This window comes from Microcoleus sp. K4-B3 (assembly GCF_036704615.1).
GTDB lineage: Bacteria > Cyanobacteriota > Cyanobacteriia > Cyanobacteriales > Microcoleaceae > Microcoleus.
In genome coordinates this window covers 95,117-111,173 of sequence record NZ_JAUBSF010000007.1, presented here as the reverse complement: position 1 = coordinate 111,173, position 16,057 = coordinate 95,117, and the positions used below count along the sequence as shown (strand labels likewise).

Genomic DNA, 16,057 nt, shown 5'->3' with positions numbered 1-16,057 from the left:
TAACTTGCTGATTATAGACGTTGAGCGTCTTCTGAAGGTACAAGGCAGTAGTCATTAGTCATTAGTCATTAGTCATTAGCCATGAGTCCGAGGGAAGAAGAAAAATGCTCCCACTGGAACACTCCCCCACTCGGACACTCTCCGACTCCACCACCCGCACGCCCGGACACTCTCGGACTCCCCCCTCCTCCTCTCCCCCGCGTGATCGCCGTCACACCCGTGCAAATACTTAGTCACACTCTGCGACTCCGGCTGTCACGACCGACCCTTAAAAATGTCACACCAATCGAGCAATAGCCGTCACTGCCGATTCGCTTAAAACGGTTGATACTGAAACTTCAACCAATAAAACCCAGAAGTGTTATGGTACTGATTCGCGACCTCGCCCAGCAAGCTCTGGCTCTAGGCTATCTAACTATTGAAGCCGAAAATCAACTGCGACGGATGTTAACTACTACCAAGTATGAGCTGGAAGACTTAAATGCTTTTATGGCTCTGCAACTAGCAGCTATGTCCGGAGGAGTGAAACAAGAGTCTCGCGAGCTGAAACAATTTGAAATCTTTGGCGAGACAGCCTCTAAAACTTCCTGTTAGTAATTAGTTGGCTTTTGATCATTGCAAATTTAGTAAGGGACATTTCGATCGTGCAGATTCGTGAAGTTGTAAAACAAGCTATTGCCGCTGGATATCTAAGTGTGGAAGCGGAAAATGAAATGCAGCAGATTTTTTCGTCAGCTAAGTGTGATTTGGAAGATTTGAATGCTTTTATGAGCTTGCAGTTAGCTGCGATGGCGGGTCGCGTGAGGCAAGAGTCCTTGGAATCGATAAGAGTGTCAAATTTTCAGGAAATAAATTAATCAACTTTCTTCAATCATCTGACTCGATAAATATTAATTTATTTGCCAAAAAAAGGCTTATATGATAATTAAATTGTGATCGGCTTTATCCTAAACTAATTAATTTTAAAAATATTGCTATAGCCTTTCTCAGAAAGATGAGGTACTATCCGGCATAGGGCATAGGGCATAGGGCATAGGGCATAGGGCATAGGGCATACCTCACTTTTTTGAGAACCGCTATAAGTGGGTTTGATCGGTATTGAGCGAAATACAATCAAATTTAAATCAATATTTAAGTTGGTAGTGAGGACTTAAGTCCTAAAAGGCAAGGCTTGGACGATCGGATCTGTCAAGGTGTGGTCAACGTGTTTGCGTCGTAACCGTCGATCATTATTGAGATGTTATTTATTGTTAATTGCCTATCAAATGAAGAAGCTTTATCGATCGCCGGAAGCAGATATTTCAAGCATTTGAGCTACTTTTTTACCACCTAGACAGGTCTGGCTTGGATGAGGGCCAACAATTTACGATCGGTGATTAACTGGACTTGGTATGAAACAGCTAATATTATGTACTCTCAATCGACCCATCAAATTGGTTGGTAGTGAGGACTAAAGTCCTCATAAAACTCCCTCGGACTTTGGTCGTCACTACAAACTTTATAACGGTTATTTTACCAGACATTATATAATGACTGAGACTATTTGCGACTGTGACGCTCTAACTCTTTAATTATTCTCAGAACAAACACCGACATGAAAGCGCCAATTAATGCCAGTTGCCACAACCCGCATCCTGCCGCAGTGCCTAAAGCTGCTGACACCCAAATAGCGGCGGCAGAGGTGAGCCCGTGAACTTCAACTTTGCCTATTTCCTGTTGACTTTGCCGCAGGATTTCTCCGCCTCCCAAAAACCCAATCCCGGCAGCAATGCCTTGAATTACGCGCTCTACAGCATCTCCTCCATTTTCATTTTTACCCATTGCTAGCGGTATTAAAACAAACAGGGCAGAACCCATACTTACTAGCATATGAGTTCTTAATCCCGCTGGTTTGTGTCTGAGTTGGCGCTCCCATCCAATAATTCCGCCAACAAACATGGCTAGGCACAACCTTAACAGTATGCCTAGCCAATTATCGGGAGACCACAAGTTAGCGATCGACAATGTTTTACTGCAAATAATTAATCGGAAGATCCCAATATTAGCGGAGTACGATGTCCGATCGCAATCTCACTGCCAAATCTTGTTCCGGGCGAATCACGATCACGTCAACGCTGCGCCGCCCCAACAATACTCCAGCTAAAGCGCCGATCCCAGCGCCTCCCAATACTTCTTCAGTGGCGATCGCTTTGTCGCCGGTAATGCCTGCTAGTGCTGCTGCTGCTGCTGCACCCAATGCTGCACCTTGCGCTAATGAACCTGTGCCAGCACCTTTTTGGACTCTTTCGGTTCTGGTAATAATTCCTGAATTTCCGTCAATCCGATAACGTTGGCGGCGGCTGACAATTAACTCTCTGGCAACAAATTGAGTACCCATTTGATTGCCCCTTCTGACAGGTTGCAATACCCCGACTATCTGGCTGCCTGCGGGGATTAATACTCTCCCTTGAGCTGTGCGGATGTCTCGCGCTACTGTTAAAGTTAAAGGTGCAGTTTCTTCGCGCGTGACAATAATTTTGTCTTTTTCATAGCTAACTGGAATTACACTGCCCGATGGAATTCGGATGCTATCAAATTGTGAAATTCGTTGTTGAGCTTCTGCGGGAGTAGCTACTACCAGCGGCGCGCTGGTTGCAACTGTAATGCCCAGTGCGAGGATTGCTGCTGTTGCTGAATGCCATTTTTGAGAAGTAATCATATAAATTGTCTCCTTGCTTCGGTTTTGGTTTACTTAGGAACGCACTACTGCTAAATATGTTTCTGGTTTCGCCTTCATCTGATGTTTTAATTATGGCAGGCTGGAATTCTACAAGTTGGGAAGATAAGGTAGATAATCCAGAATTTTAAAATTTGGAAAAATCGAGAAAATCCGCAAGACAGGGGCGATCGGGAAGATAAGGAAGATAGTCAACAGTCAGCAGTCAGCAGTCAACAGTCAACAGTCAACAATTAATTGTTGAGAGCGTTTAAGGCTAACAATCCAGCACCGAAAGCTGGTTCGTATCGGGGCGAAATTACCTTAGCTTTTGGGGCGATCGCACTTATTGCCGCTTCAAACCGACCCCGGCAATTTGCCTCGCCGCCCCACACACCTCCTACGATCACAATTTCAAATTCTTCTGTTTGGTTAAATAGCGCTGAAATGGCTATTTTTGTTGAAGAGGTTAATTCTGCCACAGCACTATTGATAATGCGGTCAGCGACGCGATCGCCCTCTGCTGCGACTCGATCGACAATCGGGGCTAAAGCTGCAATTTCTTTCACTCCCCAACCGCGCCGGTAAACGACTTCTACCAATTCTTCTAGGTGATTTAGGCCTAAATGGTTTTGAAAATTTTCTGCAAGTGCTGTAAAATCTCCGCGTCCGTCATAGAACTTCAAAGCCGCTTGCAAACCTTGAATGGCGATGTCATATCCGCTGCCTTCATCGCCTAAAAGATATCCCCAACCGCCGACTCGTTTAGTTTTCCCTTGACTGTTTTGCCCGAAAACAATCGAACCGGTTCCTGAAATAACGGTGATACCCACTGGATAGCCCGTGCCGCCAACAAGTGCGATCGCGCAGTCGCTGCAAATTACGATATTCCTGGGCAAGAACGATCGGGTTACTGGTAATGTATTCGTCAACTGCAAGTTCTGCACTAAAAAGTGCACTATTTCAATATCTTTTGGACGCCCGACACCTGCTAGTCCCAGACCAATTGCTTCTATGTTGAGATTGCCTACAGCTTCGAGCTTAGCGGACAGAACTGCTCGTTCGATCGCCAATTGGATGGATTGTTTTGCTGTCTCAATTCCCAGCGTTTGATAATTTGACGGCCCTGCTTCACCCCGTCCCAAAACAAGGTGGTTTTCGTCCATTAAGAGGCAGATAGTTTTAGTGCCGCCGCCGTCGATGCCGAATACGTAACTCATGAATAATTTAGAGAATAATAGAGCAACCCAGATTAACAGAGATATCTCTATTCTACGCTTTGTACAATCCGATTAAATCGACAGAGCAATGCTAATAAGAATTAAACCTAATAAAGCTAACGAAACGAGATGGCGCTGACACCAATTTTTGATTGATTGCGGCCAGCCGCCGCTGGTGTAACGGCTCGTCTGTGGCACAAGCGGCTCAGCTCGATCGTGATAAAGCGTGCATTCTTTGGCAAAAGGACGTTGCGGGTAGTTGCAAGTGTCATCTTCGTGATAAATACAGGTAGTGCACAGAAATTCTTCGGCTTGCGATCGATAAAGGGGGATACCCGGATGACCGAAAGCCTTGAGAGGGGTTTTGCAGTGCGCACAGGCGATCGCTCGGGCGTCTACAGGTTGGTGACAGCGGGGGCAATCAGGCATAAACAGGATGTGATTGGGTAATTTTGTCGGTAGCTCATTAGGGGGTTTACCGAACGCTGCTCGACACGCTCGACTCGCCATCAGGCGGCTGGATGCTCCAAAATAGAAAGGTAGGTGTGCGCTGATGTAACTTTAAGTGTACAGATAGTTTCGCAGCGACAGCAGGCGACCTGAGCCGATCGAGTATGAAGGGGCAAACAGTCGGAAAAATATATGGATAACAATAGCAACTTACTCAAACAACTGGTAATGCTCGGCATTGGTACTACCTCCCTGGTGGCCGAGAAATTGCAGGAAGTCAGCGAGCAATGGGTCAAAGATGGCAAAATCAATTCCGAGCAAGCCAAAACCTTTGTCGATGACATGACGGAGCATCTCAAGTCTGAACAGGGCAATTGGGATACGCAGTTGCAGCGGCAACTACGGAATATGCTGCAAGATATGGGAGTGCCCCGACAGTCCGAAATGGATGAGTTGCGGGGAAGGCTCGATCGTCTTGAACGTCAGATGCGGGATTTAGAAAACCGTAACTGGCGCTGAGTTCGATCGGGTCTGCCGGTTCGCTGCTATCTTGTGATAAGATTGTCACCCGAAGGCAGAAGGCTCAAAAAGGCACTTATGTAGAAGCCACTTATGTATAATTACAAACATTCTGACTTCATACTTTTGCCTTTAAAATTATCTGGAACCTGCCATCTTTTGGTGGAAAAGTTCAGATAAAATTTGGTAGTTATTGTTGTACTAGATGTCTTAGATATCTGAGATATCACGGTTAAAATTATCAGGAGGATTAATTTTGCGAGGAGTTCTAGTCAGTTTGGGGGTAATGCTGGTTTGCTTTGTGTTTTTGATAGTCGCTCAAATGGGCGGTTCTGGGTCTCAAGCAGTTGCCGCCGAATTGAACAATCTTTTACCCGAGACTGCTATTGAGAAGTTGTCAGCGCCGTCTTTTGAAGAAGATAGCTTGCTAGTAGCTGATGCTACTTTACCGGAGGTACCAGCTACTATCGCTGGCAATAATATGACTGATAATACTGAGAAAACTGTCACCACAGATTCAGGTCTGAAATATGTTGAATTGAAAGAGGGTAATGGGGCGACTCCAAAAACCGGGCAGACGGTTGTCGTGCACTACACTGGAACTTTGGAGGATGGCACGAAGTTTGACAGTTCGCGCGATCGCAATTCTCCTTTTCAGTTCAAAATTGGCGTGGGTCAAGTAATTAAGGGTTGGGATGAAGGTGTCGGTACGATGAAAGTTGGAGAGCGCCGCAAGTTGATTATTCCCCCTGAACTCGGTTACGGCGCTCGCGGTGCGGGCGGGGTGATTCCTCCTAATGCTACGCTGATTTTTGATGTGGAATTGTTGAAAATCGCTGGCTAGGTAGCTCAACCTAATTAAACGTAAAACTTTTACGGTGTTTAGAAACCCGGTTTTTTAAAGAAACCGGGTTTCTGTGTAAGATCGCCTCTGGTAAATAACTACAATATTTGTAGGGGTAGGTTTCACCAACAATCTTTCATCGACATCGATACGAAAATATCTATAAACCCGCCCCCACTTTTTAGACAAAATTTTATAACGGCCAATTCAACGCACATAATATAAGCCCTGGTTGATTTACGACGATCGCTTCGGAGATGCCAGATTGCGGAAGCAGGTAAATTGGGCGTCAAATAATAGTTTGATGATTCCTGTCGGCCCGTTTCTGTGTTTGGTAATAATTACTTCTGCAATTCCGCGATCGGGCGAATCAGGGTTGTAATATTCATCGCGGTAGAGCATAATTACTAAATCTGCGTCTTGCTCGATCGATCCGCTTTCGCGTAAATCAGACATCATCGGCCGCTTGTTTGTCCTCGCTTCCACACCCCGACTCAACTGAGATAAGGCAATAATCGGCACGTTGAGTTCGCGGGATAAACCTTTAAGGCTTCTGGTAATTCGAGATAGTTCTTGCACGCGGTTGTCGCTGCTTCCTTCCATTAATTGCAGGTAATCTAGCAAGATTAATCCTAGGGCTCCGCCTTGTTCTGCTTGGAGGCGACGGGCTTTCGATCGTATTTCTGTGACGGTAATATTGGGAGTATCGTCAATAAACAGTGGCAGTTCTGATAAGTTGCCAATGGCTGTACTGATGGGTTCCCATTCGTTTTGACTGATTCTACCCGATCGCAACCGGTTACTTTCTATTTTGGCTTCACTCGACAGGATGCGCTGCACTAGCTGTTCTTTCGACATTTCTAAGCTGAAAACTGCAACCGGCAATTTCTGCTGTCCGGCGGCGATGTGGTGGGCGATGTTGGTACAGAAAGCGGTTTTGCCCATCGCCGGCCTGGCTGCAACGATGATTAAATCCGATCGCTGAAAGCCTCCTGTCATGGCATCTAAGTCGTAAAAACCGCAGGGAATGCCGGGAAGCGTGAGGCCTTCATTGCGATTTTCTAGGTCTTGAAATGTTTGGTTTAGCGTTTCGCCGATCGACACTAAATCCTGTTGGGGGCGTTCTTGAGTTATGCTGAAAATTTCTTGTTCGGCGCGGTCTAATACTGTTTCTAGTGGTAGTGCTGTCTCGTAGCCTAATTGTACTATGTTGTTGCCAGCTTCGATTAATTTGCGGCGCTGATATTTGTCTTCAACTAAAACTGCATATTGGTCGATGTTGACTGCGGAAACTGTGCGATCGACTAATTGTGCTAATTTAGTTAGTCCTCCTACTTGCTCTAACTGGTTGCGGTCGGTTAGCGAAGTTGTTACCGTCATTAAATCGGTAGGTTGACCCTGTAAAAATAGCCCTAATGCCGATCGATAAATGACTTGATGAGCGGTGATGGCAAAAAACTCCGGCCGCAGAAGTTCGGCTATTCGGGAAATAGCTTCGGGGTCAATTAAAATCCCGCCCAAAATTGCTTCTTCTGCCTCTATATTTGTCGGCATCAAATCGCTCATTAGTCAATAGTTCTCTGTCATTAGTTATTAGTTGCCAGTTATTAGTCGTCAGATCTCAATCTGTAAGTTAGCATTACTCATTTTGCAAGTTAGAAGTGCTTAGTTGTTAGCTAATAACTAATGACTAACAACTAATGACTGATGACTGATGACTGATAACTCTTAATTACATGGGAACAACTTGAATATCAACTTCGGCGGTAACTTCGGCGTGTAGTTTGATTTCAGCTTTGTATGTACCAGTTTGGCGAATTTCGGGCAGGGTGATGCCGCGCCGATCGACTTCTTGACTGGTAGAGTTGAAAATCAGTTCTGCTACTTCTTGGTTGGTAACAGTACCAAAAATCGCGTCTGCTTCGCCAACTTGCTTGGAAATGATGAAAGGCCCAGCCGATTCGAGGGCGGTTTTGCGGACTTCAGCTTGCTGCTTGAGCTCTAGCTGGCGCAGTCTTTCTTCTTCACGGCGGCGCTCTGCTTGCTTGAGAATGCCCGGAGTGGCTCTAAATCCCATTCCTTGGGGTACTAGGTAGTTGCGGGCATAGCCTGGGGCTACTTCTACTACGTCGCCAGCTTTGCCGAGTTTGCTGACATCTTTATTTAAAACTAATTGGACGCGCTTGGCCATGATCGTGGGTTGTGGGGTTTTAACTGCAACTTTTTATAATAGCGAAGTTTGAGGGGCGATCGCAAGGAAGTTCGGCAACGGATTTTGTAGCGGATGTAACGGATGTAACGGATTTAACGGATGGATGTTGAGATTCGAGGTTCGAGGGAAGAAACAGGGATAATATTTTGAACGGGCAAATTTAGTTTGAAATTACGCAAAACGGGTGTGGTGTAATGAGCAAAATCAACTACCGTGCAATGTCTTACCGAGAACTCAGGCTTTATTTTTCAGGCGCTTGGCGACGACCGATCGCGTTACAGTAGCAACTAACTCAGTCGGATCGATCGGCTTGGCTAAGTGTTTGTCAAATCCGGCTTGCAAAACTTGGCGCTCGTTCGCTTCTCCAGCATAGGCCGTTAAGGCGATCGCCAACAACTGCCGATACTCAGGCGCAAGCTGAGTGCGGATGCGCTCGATCAACATATATCCGTCCATCTGGGGCATTCCGATATCGCTGACGAGCAAATCCGGTGAAGTTTGTGCGATCGACTCTAGCGCCTCAGCAGCAGATGACAGGGAAATAACCTCTGCACCAGCTTCCTCAAGCACGAAAGCAACAAAATCTCGCGAGTCAGGCTCATCATCTACCACCAAAATTCTCAATCCAGCTAGCGGCAAGGATGAGATATCGGGACGAGCAGCCCCACTGACGGCTTCCTCCTCCTGCCTTCTAGAATCATCATTTAATAGCGGTAATCTCACCGTAAACGTCGCTCCTTGACCTTCTCCGGCGCTTTCTGCAAACACCGTACCGCCGTGAAGTTCGCTCAGTTGGCGGACGATCGCCAATCCCAATCCCAAGCCGCCAAATTTGCGAGTTGTAGCACCGTCTTCTTGTCGGAAATGGTCGAAAACATAAGGCAAGAAATCGGGAAGAATACCTTTACCCGTGTCTGTGACTTGAATTTGAGCTTTACCTTCGATTTGCGCTAATCGAACTTCAACTTTACCGCCTTCGGGCGTGAATTTTACCGCGTTTGATAACAAATTCCACACAATTTGTTGCAAGCGACTTGTATCGCCGACAACTTGCCCGACATCGGGATTTAAGATTGTTTGAATTTTAATTTTTTTAGCTTCGGCTGCTAATTGCACGGTTTCCACCGCAGACGGAATAATGGTTGCCAGATTCACCGGAGCAACATTTAATGTTAGTTTCCCTTGCAGAATCCGAGACACATCAAGCAAGTCTTCGATTAATTGAGATTGCAGTCTGGCGTTGCGCTCGATCGTCTCAAAAGCCTTGGCACTTTGAGTCGCGTTCAGCTTGCCGCCGACTAGCAGTTGCGACCAGCCTAAAATCGGATTCAGGGGCGATCGCAACTCGTGAGAAAGCACCGCCAGAAACTCGTCTTTAATGCGGTTAGCTCGCTCGGCTTCCGTGCGGGCACTTTGTTCTAATTGGAGAACCATATCGCGCTCGGTTTCCACTTGTTTGCGCTCTGTAATGTCGATTACAGAGCCGATATAACCCTCAAATTGTCCCCTTTCGGAAAATCTGGGAGCAGCCGCATCGATCGCCCAAGAATATCCGCCATCCTTGCGCCTGATGCGATATTCCACGCGGAAAGGTTCTTGGCGTTCGTTGGCGGTCAAAAATGCTTTCTTGGCGTATTCTCGGTCTTCTGGATGCAGCGCGTTTACCCAACCCAATCCCAAACCTGTTTCCTCACTTTGACCTGTGAATTCATACCAGCTTTCGCTCAAGAAAGTGCAATAGCCTGTGGAGTCTGTTACCCATACCATAAAAGGAGCGTTGTTAGCCATAGTGCGAAATCGTTCTTCGCTTTCTTGCAGCGCTGCTTCTGCTTGTTTGCGTTCTGTGATATCCCGACAGACAATCACTCCGCCTTTGATTTCGCTGCTAGCATCAACTACTGGATAACCGCTGATACTGATCCAGCGACCTTCGGAATCTTCGCGGCGTACAAATACCTCTACATCATTGACATATTCACCTTTGATTGCTCTGGCTAGAGGTAGTTCAGCGTCGGGAAAGAGGGTTTTTTTGTCAGTCATAAATAGCCCGTAGGTACTCGACCATTCCTCATGGGATTTTTCATTCGATAGCTGACCGAATATCCCCACGGCGGCTCTGTTAAACAGCACAAACTCCCCTTGTTGGTTGGCCAAAATCAAACCGTCACCAATGCTGTCAATAATTACTTGCAGTAACTTAGTTTGTTCTTGCATGGCGACTTCTGCTCGTTTGCGATTTGTGATGTCGCTGGAGATGCCAATCAGGCCGATGACTTCTCCCGCCTGATTGCGGTAGGGAGCTTTCATTGCCACAAATGTCCGAATGCCATCGGGAGATTCTTCGACGACTTCTGTTTGTCCGGATTCCATAATGCGCCGATCGTTTTCCGTGACTGTGGCTCCAAGTTCGGCTATTGGGTATAAATCGCGATCGCGCCGGCCAATTACTTCAGCAGCAGGTTTGCCCAGTACGTCCAGGGTGGCTGGATTGGCATAAATAATCCGTCCTTCTCGATCTTTGACAAAAATTGGCGTGGGCGCTGACTCATTAATTAGATTCAAAATCGCATTCTTTTGCCGCAGTTCTTCTTCAGTGCGTTTGCGATCGCTAATATCGCTCCAATAAGCGGTAAGTCCTTCCGCCGCAGGATAGGCGCTCACTTCTATATATATCTGGAGCGACGGGGAAAACTCTTCAAATTTGACAGAAACTTGCTCGTTAACGACTCGATGAAATTCTTGATATGCCCTTGAATTGGATTCTTTCTCGACGGGGAATACCTCCCAGATCGATCGACCTAACAAGTCGTTTCTCGATCGAGAAAGCAGTTTTTCTGCTGTGGCATTAACGTAGGTATAGCGCCATTGTGAATCGATCGCCATAAAGGCATCGGTAATACTTTCTAGAATATTGCTGACTTGCTGGGAGGCCGCTTGCACCGCGAGTTCAGCGTTTTTGCGCTCGGTGATGATTTCGCAAAAAATTATGATGCCGCCAATCTCGTTGGTGTTGGTTCGCCAAGGGTGAATTTCCCAGCGCACCCAGTCGATCGAGCCATCAGGGCGGGGAAACCGATCTTCTTGGCAGATTTCGACTGCTCCCGCCAGACAGCGCTGGTGGATTTGTTTCAAGCGATCGGGAAAATTGGGAAAGATGTCGTAGTGCGATCGGCCTACAATGTTTTGAGTGCCGAGCCCGTAACTTGCCAGCCAGCGGTCGCTCACCAGCATATACCGCATCTGGCGGTCAAACATCGCCACCCCCGCAGGCGAATGTTTTACGAACAGCCGCAGTTGCTCGGACTGTTGCTGCAAAAGATTTTCCGACTGTTTGCGATCGCTGATGTCTTTGAAAAGTACGGCGACTTTGCGGCTGTGCGGCTCAGGAGTGCGGAATGCCGAAACCTCAAACCAGCGGTTCATGGCTTCGGAGCCGTGCTCGAAGCGCAAGGGTTCCCCCGTGAGCGCGACTTTGCCGTACACCTCAAACCAATAATTTTCGTGCTCTGGAAGGAGCTGTCGCACCGTTTTCCCCGCAGCTTGTACGAGTCCGGTTTGTTTCTCGAAGGCCGGATTGATTTCTAAAAAGCGGTAATCGATCGGCTTTTCGTTTTCGTCAAACAGCATTTCGATGACGCAAAAGCCTTCGTCTAGGGACTCAAACAAAGTGCGATAGCGTTCCTCCGAACGGCGCAAAGCAGCAAGAGCTTGTTTGCGCTCGCTAATATCCACAAACGCCCCCACACAGCCGCGAACTGCACCTTGTTCGTCAAATAACGGCACCGCATTCACCAACCAATCAAAGGCCACCCCGTCCTCGCGCACCATTTGAATTTCCATATCTCGCACTTGGATGCCGGAAGCTGCGACCAGTTGCATGGGGAGTTGTTCTCCCGGAATTTCCTGTCCGTTGCGGAGTTGTCTAAACGGAAGGACTGCTGCTTGCTCTCCGGTTCCAGAAACATTGGTATCGGGCGGCACTTTCAACATCGACTCGGCAAACCGGTTAGCGCGAATTACTTTACACTGTGGGTCGTCCGCGATCGTAATGCCAACGGGTACAGCATCAAGTATCGATTGCAGTTCATTAACTCGCCGCTCTAGTTCCTGGTTGAGCCGTCGAATTTCTTTTTGGGTAGCTTTGCGATCGGTAATTTCATGCACCGTCACATTCACGCCCAGCACGCGATCGTCCTCGGCCCTCAGCGGATAGAGACTCAACAGCCAATCCTGTTCTAGTCCTGGCTGTGCTGAGTTCGTCCTGCGAACTTCGAGCTGTTTGAGAGGAACTTTAGTTTCAATAACTTGTCGGAAAAGCTGCTCTAAATCATCTGCCATTTCTGGCAAGATTTCGCGCCATGTTTTACCGATGTGGGCGGCGGCTGGAACTCGGTTAATTTCTGCTAGGCGATCGTTGAGGCGGACAAACCGCAAGTCGGTATCGATAAAGCAAAGTCCCACCGGCGCACTAGCATAAATCGCCTCGATTTCTGCTAGTTGTTGCTGCACAGTTTGCGCTTGTTTAATAAAAGCAGCCCGATCGGCTTTCTGCTCGGTGACATCTTGAAAATAAACGGCAAGTCCCGATGGAATCGGATAGGCTCGTACCGCGTACCAAGCATTGAGCGGTGCATAAAAAGATTCAAAACTAACGGTAACTTGGAAGGTCACAGCGTGGCGATATTCCTGCTCAAACAAACTGCCCACAGATTCGGGAAACTCTTCCCAAATGCTGTTGCCAATCACCTCTTGCGGGAGTCGATTCAGCCACCGCGCCGCTTGCAAATTGAGGTAGGTAAATCGCCAGTCTCGATCCAAAGCAAAGAACCCATCCGAAATACTTTCGAGGGTGTCTGACAGTTGTTGGGCGGGCGCGTGACAGACTGCTTGTGGCTGAGGTTGAGCGATAGGAGTGAAGGTTGTTACTACCGCATAGGGAGTCGATCGATCTCCCTGAAATAAAGGTTGAGAATTGAGCGTCAACCAAATCAATTCTCCCTGTGGTTGATAAAAGCCCATGATGACATTTGAGCACGATCGCCCGGTTTGCAGCGCCACCACCGCCGGATGCTTCTCGCCGGGAAAATCCGAGCCATCTTCACGCACTGTCTGCCGCAGACTGTTGATTGAAGTGCTGCCCTGCATCTGTTGTGCTGTCATCCCTAACAGCTCCTGGGCGTGAGAATTGCACCCCTGAATACTACCATCTGCCAATTGCAGAACGATCCCTACATCTGTTGGCAAAGGCGCGCCTGGGTAGATCGCTTTGTGAGAATCCGTTGAAACAGAGGGCTCGATTTTCGGTTGGGGTTCAGTATTGCCTGGATTTTGCATCGGTTTCTAACAACACTCATTTTACTTTTGGCCAAGCCAATCGCCATCAATAATAGGGAAATAACCAGAGGAACTTTTGATTTAATCAGGGTGACAATTCAAACCTAAGAGGGATGTCGAGCGTCCTGCGGGAGTATCGAGATCGAGACAATTTATTTTATAGTAGAATCCTACGTCTTAACCAGTTGCGAGATTCCGCACAGGCGACGGGGAAATTTCTGGCTGTTTCAAATGCGAGGTCAGTAAGTCTCATCAGTTTTCGGCGTTGCTGCATATTACCAACGGCTGTTGCTCGTTTTCGGGCGCGAACAGATGAAACTTGCGCACAGGTAAATAATAAGTGGATGAAGCTTGAAAATACATAAGGTCTCTCTCGGAGCGAGTGAAACGAAGCAATCGCTCTTGTTACGCCCGCCTTACATTCTGTTACATTGTAAACTTTATTTCCGCCTACCTACTTAGAAACCCCGTTTCTTTGTGTAAACCCGATCGTAAATTTAGGCAAGATTATGTTCGTCTCAACGGTAAACGGGCGATCGCATTTACCCCAATACAGGGCCGCCTGCTTCCTCCAGTCCCAGCCTTTGTCTCACGTTTGACCGTGCGCTTTTTACTGCTATTCATTTCACAAACTTAATCCTATGCACATATTCACAGCCGCCGATCGCAGCTATATTCTGGGGTTAGCAGCACTTCTCAAGTCTGTAGATCTCAATGTTAGCCAATCTGGGAAGCAGCCGGTAAAAATTAGCATTGTATCTACCAGGATAGAGCCACAGCAAAAGAAACAGTTACAGACTTGCTGCAAATACCAGATTGAATGGCAAGAATTGCAATCTAATTACGACCAACTGCTTTCGGTGTCAGGTTCTAAACTTCCTTACGTTAAATTGGAGCCGCGAAAATATACGAAAGAAACAGAAAGGCTGATTTGGCTCGACAGCGACACGATCGTTTTGGGGAGTTTAGAGCCGCTGTGGAACCTAGATTTTCAAACTATGCCGGTAGCAGCCGCAGCCAACGTCTGGGGAAATCCCAACAATTATCAAGATCGAAACCCTTATTTCAATAGTGGCGTTTTAGTTTACAACATGAAGCTTTGGGAGGAAGACAAACTGTCCGAAAAGTTGCTCCAAAACGCTAGGGTACACGTTTGGGGCGATCGCGATCAAGGTGCATTCAATTCTGTTTTAGTGGGAAGGTGGAAGCAATTAGGGCAAATATGGAACAACCACGATACTGATGATAAGTCAAGTAAAGTGATGCACTTTATATCAAGACCGAAACCCTGGGAAAGCTCCGCCCCCAATCAATTATGGCTGGATATGTTGTCTAAGACACCCTTTAAGGACGAACTGGAAAAAATTCCAAATAAGTTTAAGGGGCTGTCGAGCTTTCAGGTAAAATACAGAAGATTTGATCGGTGGTTGAGCGAACCGATACTCAAGTTTAAGAGTTACCTGAAAAAACAAAAACGTTAAGGTCAATCGATTTTAGATTTTAGATTTTAGATTTTAGATTGAAGCATTGACCCCACGGATGAATCCGGGGGCTTGTATCCTGGATGCTTTCGGTCAAAATCGGTCTTTCATGCCGCGCAATCGAGCGAATGTTTGCACTGGATCGCGGCTGTTGGTGGCTGATTGGAGGTTGGGACAATCCCAGCGCAAAAATGGGTTTGTGCTTTTTTCGATGCCGATCGATGATGGTATTGTAGGTTGCGATCGACTGCGCGCTTCTTTGACTTCGCCCAAGCGGTGCTGTAAATCTAGATTGTCGCCATCCACGCTCAAGGCAAATTGCAGGTTGTTCAGCGTGTATTCGTGGGCGCACCAGACTCTCGTACTGTCGGGCAAGTTTCGCAGTTGCCCGAGGGAGGCTACCATTTGAGTTGGAGTGCCTTCAAATAGTCTGCCGCAGCCTCCAGCAAATAAAGTATCGCCGCAGAACAATTCGCCGGTTTCGCCTGGGTTGCTGGGGGGGAAATAGTAGGCGATGTGAGCTTTTGTGTGGCCGGGTACGAAGAAGATTTCGGCGGTGCGATCGGCAAAATCAACGCGATCGCCCGCTTGTAAAAAGACTTGCTGTCCCGGAATTCTGCCTCGGTCTTCTGCGCCGCCGTAAACTTTAACTTGGGGAAAGCGATCGATCAGTTGCTGGTTGCCGCCTACGTGGTCGCTGTGGTGGTGCGTGTTGAAAATTGCGGTTAATTCGGCTCCGAGGGATCGCAGTTGCTGCAAGACCGGCTCTGCTTGGGCTGGATCGACGACGGCTGCTGTGCGGCGATCGGGGTCGTGCAGCAAGAAAATGTAATTGTCGGACAGTACCGGAAGCCTGTAAACCTGCATAGAAAAGTGCCTCTCTAGGAAAAATATTATATAATTAAATTAGTCTGAACCGTATCCGAAGGCTGAATGCAGACTTATCAAGTCCGCACATCTATCTTTGGAACTAAAACTCTGATAGGTTATTTCTGCTGTTGAGCAAATTGAGTTACAGTCTGGTACGCAGGATTTTTGGTTTTGGGTTAAAAACTGCAATCCCGTTTAACTATTGTGACATAGAAGCGATCGAATAAATGCGAACATCTCACAACAAATCGAACTTAACAATTTCTCAAATGGTCGATCGGATTGTAGCGTCTGGCAAGATTACTCGCCGGGAACATTTAGTTTTGACTTCTGCTATCCTGTCAGATGATAAAATTTCAGAAGAGGATCGACACCAAATCAATCGGATATTTGATTATCTCCAAATTGGTCGCCTCAAGTTTATCGATTGAA

General features: G+C 47.2%; 14 protein-coding genes. 6 read left to right on the top strand and 8 right to left on the bottom strand.

All coding sequences use genetic code 11. The annotated features are described in order from the left end of the window. The first annotated feature begins 363 nt into the window (after positions 1-363). Together QUA78_RS06025 and QUA78_RS06020 are read left to right on the top strand one after the other, a co-directional pair. Positions 364-594 (top strand): hypothetical protein, encoded by a 231-nt coding sequence (locus QUA78_RS06025; RefSeq protein WP_333300351.1) that lies wholly within the window; start codon positions 364-366, stop codon positions 592-594. Between the two features lie 47 nt (positions 595-641). Then, entirely contained in the window at positions 642-857 is a 216-nt protein-coding gene (locus tag QUA78_RS06020) for a hypothetical protein (RefSeq protein WP_333300392.1), read from the top strand. Positions 858-1,539: 682 nt separating this feature from the next. Here QUA78_RS06020 and QUA78_RS06015 read toward each other — a convergent pair. From QUA78_RS06015 to QUA78_RS06000, 4 genes are all read right to left on the bottom strand, one after another. After that, complete coding sequence (locus QUA78_RS06015) at positions 1,540-1,938, bottom strand: MgtC/SapB family protein (RefSeq protein ID WP_333300353.1); 399 nt, start codon at positions 1,936-1,938, stop codon at positions 1,540-1,542. 103 nt (positions 1,939-2,041) lie between these two features. Then, positions 2,042-2,698, bottom strand: a complete 657-nt coding sequence (locus QUA78_RS06010; RefSeq protein WP_333300355.1) for a hypothetical protein — start codon at positions 2,696-2,698, stop codon at positions 2,042-2,044. A gap of 251 nt (positions 2,699-2,949) precedes the next feature. Continuing rightward, positions 2,950-3,915, bottom strand: coding sequence for a BadF/BadG/BcrA/BcrD ATPase family protein (locus tag QUA78_RS06005; RefSeq protein WP_333300357.1), 966 nt, complete (start codon positions 3,913-3,915; stop codon positions 2,950-2,952). Between the two features lie 72 nt (positions 3,916-3,987). Then, positions 3,988-4,344 carry a zinc ribbon domain-containing protein gene (locus QUA78_RS06000; protein WP_333300359.1) on the bottom strand — a complete coding sequence of 119 codons (357 nt, stop codon included), beginning with the start codon at positions 4,342-4,344 and terminating at the stop codon, positions 3,988-3,990. A gap of 213 nt (positions 4,345-4,557) precedes the next feature. On the opposite strand from QUA78_RS06000, the gene QUA78_RS05995 reads away from it, so the two are divergent. Then, positions 4,558-4,884, top strand: coding sequence for a phasin family protein (locus tag QUA78_RS05995; protein ID WP_333036214.1), 327 nt, complete (start codon positions 4,558-4,560; stop codon positions 4,882-4,884). A gap of 256 nt (positions 4,885-5,140) precedes the next feature. Next, the gene (locus tag QUA78_RS05990) at positions 5,141-5,728 is read left to right on the top strand and encodes an FKBP-type peptidyl-prolyl cis-trans isomerase (protein WP_333300360.1); all 588 of its coding nucleotides are present in this window, start codon (positions 5,141-5,143) and stop codon (positions 5,726-5,728) included. A 237-nt stretch (positions 5,729-5,965) separates the two neighbouring features. Here the strand turns inward: QUA78_RS05990 and dnaB are convergent, their stop codons facing one another. From dnaB to QUA78_RS05975, 3 genes are all read right to left on the bottom strand, one after another. Further along, positions 5,966-7,294 carry a replicative DNA helicase gene (dnaB, locus tag QUA78_RS05985; protein WP_333300362.1) on the bottom strand — a complete coding sequence of 443 codons (1,329 nt, stop codon included), beginning with the start codon at positions 7,292-7,294 and terminating at the stop codon, positions 5,966-5,968. A gap of 166 nt (positions 7,295-7,460) precedes the next feature. Then, positions 7,461-7,919 (bottom strand): 50S ribosomal protein L9, encoded by a 459-nt coding sequence (gene rplI, locus QUA78_RS05980; protein ID WP_333175112.1) that lies wholly within the window; start codon positions 7,917-7,919, stop codon positions 7,461-7,463. A 255-nt stretch (positions 7,920-8,174) separates the two neighbouring features. Beyond that, a complete protein-coding gene (locus tag QUA78_RS05975) occupies positions 8,175-13,274 on the bottom strand; it encodes a PAS domain-containing protein (RefSeq protein ID WP_333300363.1) in 5,100 nt (1,699 codons plus the stop codon). A 641-nt stretch (positions 13,275-13,915) separates the two neighbouring features. Between QUA78_RS05975 and QUA78_RS05970 the strand changes: the two genes are divergently transcribed. Beyond that, positions 13,916-14,755: a glycosyltransferase gene (locus QUA78_RS05970; protein ID WP_333300365.1), complete on the top strand. Its 840-nt coding sequence runs from the start codon at positions 13,916-13,918 to the stop codon at positions 14,753-14,755. Positions 14,756-14,848: 93 nt separating this feature from the next. Here the strand turns inward: QUA78_RS05970 and gloB are convergent, their stop codons facing one another. Beyond that, on the bottom strand, positions 14,849-15,622 hold the full coding sequence (gene gloB, locus QUA78_RS05965) for a hydroxyacylglutathione hydrolase (protein WP_333300367.1): 774 nt from the start codon (positions 15,620-15,622) through the stop codon (positions 14,849-14,851). 230 nt (positions 15,623-15,852) lie between these two features. On the opposite strand from gloB, the gene QUA78_RS05960 reads away from it, so the two are divergent. Further along, complete coding sequence (locus QUA78_RS05960) at positions 15,853-16,056, top strand: hypothetical protein (protein ID WP_333197859.1); 204 nt, start codon at positions 15,853-15,855, stop codon at positions 16,054-16,056. Position 16,057 lies beyond the last annotated feature (1 nt).

Excerpts from the sequence above, each read along its gene's own strand:
- QUA78_RS06025 (WP_333300351.1), top strand. The coding sequence starts at position 364 with ATGGTACTGATTCGCGACCTCGCCCAGCAAGCTCTGGCTCTAGGCTAT.
- QUA78_RS06015 (WP_333300353.1), bottom strand. The coding sequence starts at position 1,938 with ATGTTTGTTGGCGGAATTATTGGATGGGAGCGCCAACTCAGACACAAA.
- QUA78_RS06010 (WP_333300355.1), bottom strand. The coding sequence starts at position 2,698 with ATGATTACTTCTCAAAAATGGCATTCAGCAACAGCAGCAATCCTCGCA.
- QUA78_RS06005 (WP_333300357.1), bottom strand. The coding sequence starts at position 3,915 with ATGAGTTACGTATTCGGCATCGACGGCGGCGGCACTAAAACTATCTGC.
- QUA78_RS06000 (WP_333300359.1), bottom strand. The coding sequence starts at position 4,344 with ATGCCTGATTGCCCCCGCTGTCACCAACCTGTAGACGCCCGAGCGATC.
- QUA78_RS05995 (WP_333036214.1), top strand. The coding sequence starts at position 4,558 with ATGGATAACAATAGCAACTTACTCAAACAACTGGTAATGCTCGGCATT.
- dnaB (WP_333300362.1), bottom strand. The coding sequence starts at position 7,294 with ATGAGCGATTTGATGCCGACAAATATAGAGGCAGAAGAAGCAATTTTG.
- rplI (WP_333175112.1), bottom strand. The coding sequence starts at position 7,919 with ATGGCCAAGCGCGTCCAATTAGTTTTAAATAAAGATGTCAGCAAACTC.
- QUA78_RS05975 (WP_333300363.1), bottom strand. The coding sequence starts at position 13,274 with ATGCAAAATCCAGGCAATACTGAACCCCAACCGAAAATCGAGCCCTCT.
- QUA78_RS05970 (WP_333300365.1), top strand. The coding sequence starts at position 13,916 with ATGCACATATTCACAGCCGCCGATCGCAGCTATATTCTGGGGTTAGCA.
- gloB (WP_333300367.1), bottom strand. The coding sequence starts at position 15,622 with ATGCAGGTTTACAGGCTTCCGGTACTGTCCGACAATTACATTTTCTTG.
- QUA78_RS05960 (WP_333197859.1), top strand. The coding sequence starts at position 15,853 with ATGCGAACATCTCACAACAAATCGAACTTAACAATTTCTCAAATGGTC.